The following is a 12901-nucleotide window of genomic DNA, read 5'->3' as shown; positions in this document are numbered from 1 at the left end:
TTAAGACTTAGCGGGCTGTGCCTGAGGTTGTTGGGTATTATCGGAAGTCACTTCCTGGGCTTTTACCTGGATGCCTGGTCTGATTTTTTGCAGGCCAGAAACAATCACGCGATCACCAGATTTAACACCGGATGTCACCAGCCAGTTGTCTCCAATCGCTTGAGTGGCGACAATCGAGCGAACTTCCACTTTATTATCTTTATCCACCACCATTACCGTGGCATCACCGCGTGGTGTTCTGCTTACTCCCTGTTGAGGTACCAGAATGGCGTTGTTGTTTATACCGGAATCTAAACGCGCACGCACAAACATACCTGGCAGCAGGTTATGCTGTGGATTGGGAAATACGGCTCGCAGAGTAATAGAACCGGTGGTTTCATCTACAGTGACATCAGAAAATTCCAGCGTACCTTTTTGGGCATACTCAATCCCGTTTTCCAGTAATAATCGGACGTTGGCTTTCCCATTACTCTGCTCCAGTGTGCCGTCTTCCATCTCTTTTTTTAGACGCAAAAAATCGTTACTGGATTGGGTTACGTCAACATAGATTGGGTCGAGCTGCTGAATCGTTGTTAAAGCTGTGGACTGGCCGTTGGAAACCAGCGCACCTTCAGTGACGGTTGATTTACCAATTCGACCGGAGATCGGCGCGGTCACCCGCGTATAAGCCAGGTTGATCTGTGCTGAATCCAGAGACGCTTTTGCGGCTTCTACTGATGCATCATCCTGACGAGCAGTAGCAACCGCCTGGTCATAATCCTGCTTGCTGATGTAATTGGTACCCAACAAGGGTTTATAGCGCTTAACTGTCAGATGAGCGATTGCTGCGTTAGCCTGGGCCTGAGACAGTAAGGCTTTGGCATTGTTGTACTGTGCCTGATAGGTAGCAGGATCAATTTGGTATAACGATGAGCCTGCTTTGACATCGCTGCCTTCTACGAAATTTCTTTTCAGGATAATACCGGTTACCTGAGGACGAACTTCTGCAATACGATAAGCGCTCGTGCGCCCAGGGAGTTCTGTTGTGATATTGAGAGGTTGTGCAGCTATCGTGACGATGCCGACCTCAGGAAGGCTTTGATGTGCCCCCTGTTGGTTCCCTTTATTATCACATCCCGTGAGCATTAAGCCGCCAGAAAGCATCAGCACTGCTGCCAGAGGTGTAAGCCTTCTGTTTTTGTTCATAAATAAACCTCAAGTGTCCGATTTGAAATTGGTCAATGGATCACAAGCTTTTAAACCCATTGCTGCGGTAATGTTATACTCATGCTATGTTACATACATTCTCGAATGTATGTAAATCGCACTTTTTTGTAAAAGCGGCGCTATGGCACGAAAAACCAAACGACAAGCTCAGGAAACAAAAATCCAAATAATGGATGCTGCACTATATCTTTTTTCTGAGTGTGGGGTTTCTTCTACATCATTGTCTGACATCGCAATTGCTGCTGGTGTGACCCGTGGCGCTATTTATTGGCATTTCAAAAACAAAGCTGAACTTTTTGATGAAATTTGGGCGCGAGCAGAGTCTAAAATTACTGATTTCAAAACCGAGTATCAGGCAAAATTTCCCAATAATCCACTGCATGTGATGCGAGAAATGCTGATTTATATCCTGAGACTCACCGAGTCTGATCCAGGATGGCGTTCAATGATGGAAATAATCTTTCACAAGTGTGAATTTGTCGGGGAAATGGCGCCATTATACAACGGACGTAAAGAATTGTATCTTGATTGTTATCTACAAATAGAAGAAAACTTGGAGCACTGTATTCGCCAAGGGTTACTGCCTATCAATCTTCACGTGAGGCGGGCCGCTATTGTAACGCGCGCTTATATTTCCGGTATCATGGAAAACTGGTTATTTATGCCGAGCAGCTTCAACCTGAAGCAGGAATCTCCTCTGTTGGTGGATATTTTAATTGATATGCTTCGTACCAGCCCGGCATTGCGCGGTCAACGTGAGTGATCCTGTGCCGGTAAATAATGCGTGAAGGAAAGTGTTACTTTTACCTGACAATCCTCATACTTTGTTGTAACGAGTCATGGTAAGCTAAAGTATTTCCATCAACTTGATGATGTATCATGGTTTACTGGCCAGTGGTTTCGCTCCGTCTTCGTTCAGTTTTTTCTGATTATCGCCTCGATGTTGTGTTTTGTCATATGTTACACATATCGATGATATGTTTTGCCATACTCTTGTTTTCACCTGCGGTGGAAGCTGGAAGTGATTTGCCAACGCATAGTGAAATCCAAAATCGGCTGAATATACTGAATAAACAAAAAAACCTCACGCCGATGGATAAGCTGACCCAGCAGGATTTAACACAAACTCTTGATGTATTGGATACCATTGATCGGGTAAAGCAGGAGACTAGTCAGCTTAAACAGCAGGCGGCGCAGGCGCCTGCCAAATTAAAACAGGTCAGTGGAGATCTGGATGCCCTCAATGCGACGAGCGAGGATGATGTACCTAAATCATTAGAATCTCTATCCCTCAAACAGCTCGAAGCACGTTTGAACGAAACCCTGAATGATTTACAATCTGCTCAGGAAAACCTTTCTACCTACAACAGTCAGTTAATTTCTCTGCAAACTCAACCAGAGCGTGTACAAAGCGCTCTGGTTGCTGCTTTGCAGCGTAGCCAGAAGTTACGTAACCAACTCAATGGATTGGACTCGAATCAAGCGCCTTTGCGTTCAAGTCAGCAGGTATTGTTGCAGGCAGAGCAAGTTCTGGTGACGTTGCAAATGGAGCAGCAACGTAAAAGCCTGGAGGTGAATACGACCTTGCAGGATTTATTACAGAAACAGCGTGATTATACTGCGGCACAAATTAACCAACTGGAACGCATGGTTCAGGCACTGCAAGGCATTATTAATGGCAAGCGTCTGAACCTTTCTGAAAAAACAGCCAAAGAAGCGCAAAATTCCGAAGATTTACAACGCATCCAAGAAAATCCATTAGTGAAAACAGAAATGGATATAAATCAAAAGCTTAGTCAGCGCTTAATCAAGGCTACCGAAGAGAGCAATACGCTGGTCCAGCAAACTATTCAGGTAAAAAACTGGTTGGATCGCGCCTCTCAGTCTGAGCGTAATCTGAAAGAGCAGGTGACAGTATTAAAAGGCAGTTTGTTATTATCGCGGATTCTCTATCAGCAGCAGCTTAACCTGCCTTCTGCTGATTCACTGAGTGACATGAGTGCGCAGATTGCTGACTTACGTCTTGAGCAATTCGATATTAATCAGCAACGTGATGTGTTATTTCGCGGAGATGAATATATCCAGAAATTGTTAGCACGTAGTAATAAGCCGGTTGATGCGGAAGTAACCGATGCTCTGGGACAAGTGCTGGACATGCGAAGAGAGTTGCTTGATCAGCTCAATAAGCAACTGGGTAATCAACTGATGTTGGCTATAAACCTACAAATCAACAGGCAGCAGTTACTGGGTATTAATACCTCTTTGCAGCACACGTTAACGCAGCAGATCTTCTGGGTAAACAGCAATAAACCAATGGATTGGAGCTGGCTGGAAGATTTGCCATCAGCACTGAAGCAGCAGGTAAATGATCTGCATCTGACGCTGAAGCCAGCACAATTATTGCAGGGCACACTGCAATCACTGTTGTTTGTGGTGCCATCATTGCTTGCTATCGGGCTGATTTATTGGCGACGCAAGGCGATTGATAACTACATGAACAAGCTGTCGGATGATGTCGGTCAGCTTAAGCGAGACAGTCAGCTTCACACGCCGCAGTTTATTCTGCTGGTTGTGTTAAAAACCTTACCCGGGGTGCTGATTATTCTTACCTTGGGGATATGGTTGAAAAAGATGGATAGCCAGATCAGCAGTTTTTCCTGGCTACTGAGTGAAAATCTAGCGTTGCTCTGGCTGGTATTCGGGATGACTTATATCAGCTTGAAACCCGGTGGTCTTTGTGAACGCCATTTTAGTATTCCGTCCTCACGTTGCGCGCATTATCGCCGACAAACGGTGAGGCTGGGGAGCGCATTACTACCGCTGGTTTTTTGGTCAGTGATCGGCGATAAAATGCCACTTTATCTGGCTGACGATGTTATTGGGCAGATTATTATCGTTTGTAACCTGATTTTGCTGACTGTTCTGGTTTTCCCGTTGTGCCGAGACAGTTGGCGTGAAAAAGAGCGTCATACTGCCAGGCTTATCATTGTGACTGCCATTGTTCTCATGCCGCTATTCCTGATTGGCTTGATGTTCAATGGTTATTTCTATACTACCTTACGACTATCGGCACGCTGGATAGAAACACTCTGTCTATGGATGGTATGGAATACTGTTTATATGACAATAATCCGAGGACTCAGTGTTGCGGCCCGGCGTCTGGCTTATCGTCGCGCGCTGGCAAGACGGCAGAATATGGCTAAAGAGGGCGCGGAAGGCAGTGAGCCAGTTCCAGAAGCACCTCTGGCGCTAGAGCAGATCAGTCAACAGTCGTTGCGTTTGGCCACGATGGTGATGTTGCTTATTTTTTCCGTGGCGTTCTACTGGATTTGGTCAGAGCTGATCACCGTATTCTCTTACCTGGACAGCATTACGTTGTGGCACTACAACACCTCTGTTGCTGGCAGTAGTGTTTTGCAGGCGGTGACACTGGGTAATCTTCTGGTCGCATTGTTGATTATTGCTGTGGCTTATGTGATGACCCGAAATCTCCCCGGTTTGCTGGAGGTACTGGTTCTTTCCCGACTCCAACTACGTCAGGGGACATCCTATGCCATTACCACAATGTTGACTTATCTGATTACGATCATCGGTGCCGCAACTTCTTTAAGTTCAATGGGCGTATCATGGGATAAGCTGCAATGGTTGGTGGCAGCATTATCTGTCGGATTAGGTTTCGGCTTGCAGGAGATATTCGCCAACTTTGTCTCTGGTCTGATTATTTTGTTCGAGCGTCCGGTGCGCATCGGCGACACCATCACCATTGGTTCGTTTTCCGGGGGAGTGAGCAAAATCCGTATTCGTGCCACCACGATTACGGATTTCGACCGCAAGGAAGTCATCATCCCCAATAAGGCCTTTGTGACAGAGCGGCTGATCAACTGGTCACTGTCAGATACGATTACGCGTGTCATTATTCGTATTGGTGTGGCGTATGGCTCGGATCTGGAGAAAGTAAAAGAGGTGTTGTTACAGGCGGCTCGGGAGAACCCTCGAGTTATGGTTGATCCTGAACCACTAGTTTTTTTCCTGGAGTTTGGTGCCAGCTCATTGGATCACGAGCTGCGGTTGTATGTCCGGGAACTGGGTGACCGCAGCTATACCGTGGATGAACTCAATCGAGCGATTGATCGCCTGTGCCGGGAAAATAATATTAATATTGCTTTCAATCAGTTGGAAGTTTATCTGCATAACACTCAGGGCGCTGAGTTTAAAGAAGTTTCCCGCTAACAGCCAGATGATAGTCTGAATGTTGAATAAGCCAGAGCCTGTCGGAGCAAGAAAGGGCAATCTTGCTCCGGCGGAGCAAATCATCTTATCTTGCCATGCTGTCTTCTTTGTGCTGTGTTTTTTGCTGATAATCCCTGCGTACAATATCCAGCGCAGCCAGCACGATTTCAGGCTCAATATGGTTGGTTTCTAACAACATAATGAGATCTACCGCCAGCTTGACTTCGGGAGCTGCATTTTCCAGTGACATAGTGAGTCCACCTTCCTATTGCTCTAAGTCCGGTTTTTAGATATAGCAGATATTGCCTGATACCACGAGATTTAGTGGCCCTGTTCCCGCCGCTCTATCTGTTTTTCTAAACGAGACAATGCCTGCCGGCATCGTAAGAGACGACCTTCCAATGCAGCCAATTCTTTTTGCAGTCGTTGTTGTTCGCTGAGTGTAGTTTGTTGATATAACAGGCTTTCACGATCTTGAATCATTGCCAGCAAACGGCGCTCAAAACCTTGATGTTCGGATAGTTTATGGTAAAGATCCTTCGGTGGAGCAGAAGTTGGTTCTTGCTGGCGTAATTGCTGCGTCGCTAATTCACGTTGTAGCGCAGTGATTTGCGCCAACAGCTTTTCCGCCATAAATGCTACTCGTTCGGTGCGTTTTTCCGCAACATATTGCCGGAGATGCTGATGGTTTTGTTGTACTTCATGCAGATAATCGCCTAATCGAGTGCCGTAACAGCTGAACAACTGACGATCAAACCGAGATTGTGAAGCGGGATGTGTGGCAACAGAGGCGATTTCCTGCGCCAGGGTTGTTATCTGGTGTTCCAGCGCTTGCAACAATGTTTGCGTATTCACACAGTTTCCTCACCATTGGCATGGGCGGCAAGCTTGCCTGTTAATCCCGATAGATACAATACGTAGGTCCTATTTCAGCCTTTACAGTACAGAGGATATTATCCGGTAAAAAGCCAAATGTGATGATAAAGTTAAATGCGGGTAGTTATCATTTAGAAAAGAGGTGTGCATGTATCGTGGATTTCTGATCGTCATCGGGTGGTTGGCGGTGATTCTAGCGGCATTTGGCGTGATATTACCGTTATTGCCGACGACACCTTTCCTGCTACTGGCTGCCTGGTGTTTTGCTCGGTCATCGCCACGTTTTCATCATTGGTTGCTTTACCGTTCTTTGTTTGGCGGTTATCTTCGTCACTGGCAGCAACATCGTGCTTTGCCACCACGGGTGAAAGGAAAAGCGATTGCTGTAATTATAGCAACATTTGTTTTATCACTCTGGATGGTGGAAATTACCTGGGTCAGAGGCTTGCTACTGGCTATTTTGGCTGTGTTGCTGATTTTTATGCTACGCCTGCCCGTTATTGATCCTGAGCAACAAAAGACGAGTTGATTTTGGTGGGGCGGTTGCATTTACCGAGCACTTTGACTAGATTTGGGCGTTTTCGTGTGTAGATCACCACTTTCCTTCTTTCCGGTAAATGGCGCTTTATTATTGATGAAGCGAAGGTCCGCAGCGGGTTATTCAGTAAACAGAACGTTTTATCAGGCACAAGATCATGACCGTATCACTGCAACCAGAATTAATTAAAAATAGTATCAAAAGTATTCGAGACTACCCTAAACCGGGCATATTGTTCCGGGATGTCACGAGCCTGTTGGAAAACCCTCAGGCATACTCAATGAGTATTGAGATGCTGGTAATGCATTATCGGGATGCTGAGATTACCAAAGTTGTGGGTACTGAAGCCCGTGGTTTTTTGTTTGGTGCTCCGGTAGCTTTGGCGTTAGGCGTAGGATTTGTTCCAGTGCGTAAACCAGGTAAACTGCCGCGTGTTACTGTCAGTGAAAGCTATGTATTGGAGTACGGCGTCGATACGCTGGAAATGCATGCAGATTCAATTGATTCCAGTGATAGGGTGCTGGTGATTGATGATTTGTTGGCTACAGGCGGCACAATTGAAGCCACTGTGAAACTTATTCGCCGTCAAGGTGGGCAGGTTTCTGATGCGGCGTTTATTATCAATCTGTTCGATTTGGGTGGCCGCCAGCGTCTTGAAAGCATAGGCGTGAACTGTTACAGCCTGGTTGACTTCCCCGGACATTAAGCATAACAGTCTCGCCGATAGTGGCGAGACTGTGTTAGCATCACCTCTTCAATAACTCAACTGTTGCGGTATTGATGAGCTATCAGGTTCTTGCCCGTAAGTGGCGCCCCCAAACCTTTGCTGATGTGGTTGGTCAGGAGCATGTGCTGACGGCGTTGGCTAACGGTCTTTCCCTAGGCCGGATTCACCATGCCTACCTTTTCTCTGGCACTCGCGGTGTGGGAAAAACCACCATCGCGCGTTTGCTGGCAAAGGGGCTGAATTGTGACATGGGCATCACTGCGACACCTTGCGGTCAGTGTGACAGTTGCCGAGAGATCGAACAAGGGCGGTTTGTTGATCTGATTGAGATTGATGCGGCTTCACGTACAAAAGTTGAAGATACCCGCGACCTGCTGGATAACGTACAATATGCCCCGGCGCGCGGTCGTTTCAAAGTTTATCTCATCGATGAAGTGCATATGCTGTCACGCCACAGTTTTAATGCGCTGTTGAAAACATTGGAAGAACCTCCCGCCCACGTTAAATTCCTGTTGGCTACCACCGACCCGCAAAAGTTGCCGATCACCATTCTGTCACGTTGTCTGCAATTTCATCTGAAAGCGCTGGATGTTGAACAAATTCGCGCACATTTGGAACATGTTCTGCAGGAAGAACAACTGGTTTTTGAGCCGCGGGCGTTACAACTGATGGCCCGTGCGGCTGATGGTAGCCTGCGTGATGCATTAAGTCTGACCGATCAGGCGATTGCCATTGGACAGGGGCAGGTGACGACAGCCGCGGTAAGCCAGATGCTCGGGACATTGGATGATGAACAACCGCTGGCGTTAATTGAAGCACTGGTGAAAGCGGATGGTGAACGGGTCATGATGCTGTTGGCGCAGGCGGCTTCCCGCGGGGTTGATTGGGAGTCGCTGCTGGTAGAAACACTCACCATTCTGCATCGTATCGCGATGGTGCAGCTACTGCCTTCCGCATTGGGTGACGATTATGCGATGGTGGCGCCACGGTTGCGAGATTTGGCCCGCGTGTTACCACCAGCGGATGTTCAGCTTTACTATCAAATTTTGCTGATTGGCCGCAAAGAATTGCCATATGCGCCAGATCGCCGTATGGGGGTAGAAATGACGCTGCTGCGGGCGCTGGCTTTTCATCCCAATCAGGTCATTGAATCCCAGGCCCCGGTTTCTACATCGACTCCTTCGGCCATAGAGCCAGTGATTGTTCCACATCAGCCAGCGGCTTCAATGTCGCGAATGGAAAATCACCCCCGGACGATGGCGCCGTCAGAAAACCCGGCGCCAGCTGCTACAACTGAACAACCCGAGCCTGCGGGGAGCCGTCCGGAAAACGACAACTACAGTAGTGAGCTGTCTGACTCTACCGCGCAACTGTTGCAAGCTCGTAGCCAACTGTTACGCAAGCAAGAGGCAACTCCACCAAAAAAGAGTGAAGCGGCGGCGTTCAGTAAAACGCGGCCGGTAACCTCGGCACTGGAGCGTCTGGCTTCCGTGGCTGAGCGTGGTCAGCAGCAGATGTCTGCTAAAGAAACCGCACAGCCGGAGCAGAAAAAGCAGGAAGCTTATCGCTGGCGAGCACAGAAAAAAATTGAAGTGGTAGAGAAAAATGTCACGACAACGCCCAAGGCATTGCGTTCGGCATTGGAACATGAGAAAACACCGGAATTGGTGGCTCGTCTGGTTGAAGAATCGATAGAAAGGGATGCCTGGGCGGCGGAAGTCCACAGTCTGACGTTGCCAAAACTGGTACAACAGCTGGCATTGAATGCTTTTAAAAAAGAGCCGGAAGTGGGTGTTGTGCAGTTGCATCTGCGTTCTTCTCTGCGCCACCTGAATAGTGCTGTGGCGCAAAAAACGCTAGCAGAGGCATTGATGGCACACTACGGTCGTCCGATAGTGCTGACCGTAGTTGAAGATGATGACCTTACGGTGCATACACCGCTGGAGTGGCGACAGGTTATCTATGAAGAGATGCTGACCGAGGCTCGTCAGTCCATTATGACGGACAATAATATTCAAACGCTGCGGCGTTTCTTTGACGCGGAACTGGACGAAGAAAGTATCCGCCCCGTTTAACTGCTGCTGAATAGGCAGCCCGAAGTGATAGAGAGAGCGATATGTTTGGTAAAGGTGGTTTAGGCAATCTGATGAAACAAGCCCAGCAGATGCAGGAGAAAATGCAGCAGATGCAGGAAGAGATTGCCAATCTGGAAGTCACGGGGGAGTCGGGTGCCGGGCTGGTGAAAGTGACTATCAATGGTGCTCATAACTGCCGTCGTGTGGAAATTGACCCTAGCCTGATGGAAGACGACAAAGAAATGCTGGAAGATCTGGTCGCTGCGGCATTTAACGATGCGGCACGCCGTATCGCCGAAACGCAGAAAGAGAAAATGGCGTCAGTCTCCGGTGGTATGCAGTTGCCACCGGGCTTCAAAATGCCGTTCTGATGCAGACTAGTCCACTTCTTGAGTCGTTGATGGAAGCCCTGCGCTGTTTACCTGGCGTGGGGCCGAAGTCGGCGCAGCGTATGGCATTCCATCTGTTGCAGCGTGATCGCAGCGGTGGTATGCGGTTGGCGCAGGCGTTGACCCGTGCGATGTCTGAAATCGGACATTGTGCCGACTGCCGTACCTTTACCGAACAGGATGTTTGTACTATCTGCGCTAATCCGCGTCGTCGGCAAACAGGACAAATCTGTGTGGTGGAAAGTCCGGCTGATATCCATGCAATAGAACAGACAGGTCAGTTTTCCGGGCGTTATTTCGTGTTGATGGGGCACCTTTCACCTTTGGATGGCATAGGTCCTGATGATATCGGTTTGGGGCGTTTGGAAGAGCGTTTGTCTACGGAATCTATCAGCGAGGTGATTCTGGCGACCAATCCGACAGTCGAAGGTGACGCTACGGCAAACTACATTGCCGAGTTGTGCTCACAGTATGGTGTTATGGCCAGCCGTATTGCTCATGGTGTTCCAGTCGGTGGTGAATTGGAAATGGTGGATGGTACTACCTTATCTCATTCGCTGGCAGGACGGCATCCAATCACGTTTTGATCTTGTGGCTGTCGGCGTTTTGGCCGGCGGCTGTCATACACTTACTATTTTCTACGTTTAATTTCTCGTTTCTCCCTTGAAATCCCACTGTTTTATCCCCACCTCATGCTCATCTTTGTTTAATCAGTCGGAATAAAACAGATATTGAGGTAAGCCACAATGAGTATGAAAGGCCAAGAAACCCGCGGGTTCCAGTCTGAAGTGAAGCAGTTGCTGCATTTGATGATCCATTCACTTTATTCCAATAAAGAGGTTTTCCTGCGTGAATTGATCTCCAATGCTTCTGATGCGGCTGATAAATTACGCTTCCGTGCGTTGTCTGCCGCTGAACTGTATGAAGGCAATGGCGAGTTGCGGGTGCGAGTTTCTACTGACAAAGAAAAACGGACTATTACTATTGCCGATAACGGTATTGGGATGACCCGCGACGAGGTCATTGATAATCTGGGAACAATTGCCAAATCAGGCACTAAATCCTTTTTAGAGTCGTTGGGCTCTGATCAGGTAAAAGATAGCCAGCTTATTGGTCAATTCGGTGTCGGTTTTTATTCTGCATTCATTGTGGCGGATAAAGTCACTGTCCGCACTCGCGTTGCGGGTACTAGCCCTGATCAAGGGGTATTCTGGGAATCCACGGGCGAAGGGGATTACACCATCGCCGATATCACCAAAGAAGAGCGTGGCACGGAAATTACGTTGCATCTGCGTGAAGGTGAAGACGAGTTTCTTGACAGTTGGCGCGTGCGTTCCATCATCAGCAAATACTCTGACCACATCGCTTTGCCGGTAGAGATTGAGTCCCATACTGAAAGCAAGGAAGAGGGTGGCGAAGCGACAGTAAGCTGGGAAAAGATTAACAAGGCTCAGGCGTTATGGACACGCAGCAAGTCTGAAATCAGCGACGAAGAATATACCGAATTCTATAAACACATTGCCCATGACTTTACCGATCCGGTGAGCTGGAGCCATAACCGGGTTGAAGGGAAACAGGAATATACCAGTCTGCTGTATATTCCATCCCAGGCGCCGTGGGATATGTGGAACCGCGACCATAAACACGGTCTGAAGCTTTATGTACAGCGGGTGTTCATCATGGATGATGCTGAACAGTTTATGCCAAATTATCTGCGCTTTATTCGTGGTCTGATCGACTCTAATGATCTGCCACTGAATGTCTCCCGTGAAATTTTGCAGGATAACCGTGTTACTCAGAACCTGCGTACCGCATTGACTAAACGTGTATTACAGATGCTGGAAAAACTGGCGAAAGACGACAGTGAAAAATATCAGCAATTCTGGCAACAGTTCGGTTTGGTGCTGAAAGAAGGGCCGGCAGAAGATGGCAGCAACCGTGAAGCGATTGCCAAACTGTTACGCTTTGCTTCTACGCATACTGATAGCGCTGTCCAGACGGTATCGCTGGAAGAGTATGTCGGCCGTATGGTTGAAGGTCAGGAGAAGATTTACTACATCACTGCCGACAGCTACGCCGCAGCCAAGAGTAGTCCTCATCTGGAACTGTTCCGCAAAAAAGGCATTGAGGTACTGCTGCTTTCCGATCGCATTGACGAATGGATGATGAGCTATCTAACGGAGTTTGATGGTAAATCTTTCCAGTCAGTCAGCAAGGCGGATGAAGCGTTGGACAAACTGGCGGATGAAACAAGCGACACGCAGAAGGAGGCAGACAAAGCGCTGGAACCTTTTGTTGATCGTGTGAAAAATCTTCTGGGTGAACGAGTGAAAGATGTTCGTCTGACTCATCGGCTCACCGATACGCCAGCGATTGTCACTACTGATGCTAGTGACATGAGCACTCAGATGGCGAAATTGTTTGCTGCATCGGGCCAGGCGGCACCGGAAGTGAAATACATTTTTGAACTGAATCCAGAGCATGCGCTGGTGAAGCGGGCATCTGATATTACCGACGACACTCAGTTTACTGAGTGGGTGGAATTATTGTTGGATCAGGCTCTGCTGGCAGAACGCGGTACACTGGATGATCCGAATCAGTTTGTTCGCCGTATGAATCAGTTGCTAACGGCTTAAATCCTCTGTTGCCCCGGTTTTACAACTGGGGCAATGTCTCGTAAATGTTTTTTTATTGTTACTGGCTTGTTAATTAATTCATCGTCTACACTGTCATAACACCCGTTATAGCACTGACGGGTCATGATTTCATGTGCGAAAAAAAGCTGAACCGAGCCCGTTCCTTGAGGATGGGCGCATGGAATGGTATGGTTTGGCGATTTTCAAATTTATTTTAAAAAAAT

At 47.9% G+C, this 12901-nt stretch carries 11 protein-coding genes and 1 other annotated feature; of the genes, 8 read left to right on the top strand and 3 right to left on the bottom strand.

Annotated elements, in window-relative coordinates:
• Complete coding sequence (locus tag CWC46_RS18850) at positions 1-1185, bottom strand: efflux RND transporter periplasmic adaptor subunit (protein ID WP_021014995.1); 1185 nt, start codon at positions 1183-1185, stop codon at positions 1-3.
• Between the two features lie 142 nt (positions 1186-1327).
• Between CWC46_RS18850 and acrR the strand changes: the two genes are divergently transcribed.
• Together acrR and mscK are read left to right on the top strand one after the other, a co-directional pair.
• Positions 1328-1969, top strand: coding sequence for a multidrug efflux transporter transcriptional repressor AcrR (gene acrR, locus CWC46_RS18845; RefSeq protein ID WP_021014996.1), 642 nt, complete (start codon positions 1328-1330; stop codon positions 1967-1969).
• A gap of 209 nt (positions 1970-2178) precedes the next feature.
• Positions 2179-5436, top strand: coding sequence for a mechanosensitive channel MscK (gene mscK / locus CWC46_RS18840; protein WP_037381339.1), 3258 nt, complete (start codon positions 2179-2181; stop codon positions 5434-5436).
• Positions 5437-5521: 85 nt separating this feature from the next.
• Here mscK and rsmS read toward each other — a convergent pair whose 3' ends face one another.
• Together rsmS and priC are read right to left on the bottom strand one after the other, a co-directional pair.
• A complete protein-coding gene (gene rsmS / locus CWC46_RS18835) occupies positions 5522-5686 on the bottom strand; it encodes a pleiotropic regulatory protein RsmS (protein WP_021014998.1) in 165 nt (54 codons plus the stop codon).
• Between the two features lie 71 nt (positions 5687-5757).
• Entirely contained in the window at positions 5758-6291 is a 534-nt protein-coding gene (gene priC / locus CWC46_RS18830) for a primosomal replication protein PriC (protein ID WP_021014999.1), read from the bottom strand.
• Between the two features lie 169 nt (positions 6292-6460).
• Between priC and CWC46_RS18825 the strand changes: the two genes are divergently transcribed.
• The 6 genes from CWC46_RS18825 (at position 6461) to htpG (ending at position 12677) form a co-directional block, all read left to right on the top strand.
• Positions 6461-6841: a DUF454 family protein gene (locus CWC46_RS18825; protein WP_021015000.1), complete on the top strand. Its 381-nt coding sequence runs from the start codon at positions 6461-6463 to the stop codon at positions 6839-6841.
• A 166-nt stretch (positions 6842-7007) separates the two neighbouring features.
• Complete coding sequence (apt, locus tag CWC46_RS18820; protein ID WP_021015001.1) at positions 7008-7556, top strand: adenine phosphoribosyltransferase; 549 nt, start codon at positions 7008-7010, stop codon at positions 7554-7556.
• A gap of 74 nt (positions 7557-7630) precedes the next feature.
• Positions 7631-9652 (top strand): DNA polymerase III subunit gamma/tau, encoded by a 2022-nt coding sequence (gene dnaX, locus CWC46_RS18815; protein WP_021015002.1) that lies wholly within the window; start codon positions 7631-7633, stop codon positions 9650-9652.
• Positions 8979-9043: a sequence feature (DnaX frameshifting element), on the top strand. Its footprint overlaps the gene before it by 65 nt.
• Before the next feature lie 41 nt (positions 9653-9693).
• Complete coding sequence (locus CWC46_RS18810) at positions 9694-10023, top strand: YbaB/EbfC family nucleoid-associated protein (protein WP_021015003.1); 330 nt, start codon at positions 9694-9696, stop codon at positions 10021-10023.
• The gene (gene recR, locus CWC46_RS18805) at positions 10023-10628 is read left to right on the top strand and encodes a recombination mediator RecR (protein ID WP_021015004.1); all 606 of its coding nucleotides are present in this window, start codon (positions 10023-10025) and stop codon (positions 10626-10628) included. Before CWC46_RS18810 ends, recR begins: the two co-directional genes overlap by 1 nt.
• Before the next feature lie 165 nt (positions 10629-10793).
• On the top strand, positions 10794-12677 hold the full coding sequence (gene htpG / locus CWC46_RS18800) for a molecular chaperone HtpG (RefSeq protein WP_173861230.1): 1884 nt from the start codon (positions 10794-10796) through the stop codon (positions 12675-12677).
• Positions 12678-12901: the final 224 nt, after the last annotated feature.

The sequence above is a fragment of the Prodigiosinella confusarubida genome (assembly GCF_002847015.1).
GTDB lineage: Bacteria > Pseudomonadota > Gammaproteobacteria > Enterobacterales > Enterobacteriaceae > Prodigiosinella > Prodigiosinella aquatilis.
This window is presented reverse-complemented; position numbering and strand designations above follow the sequence as displayed.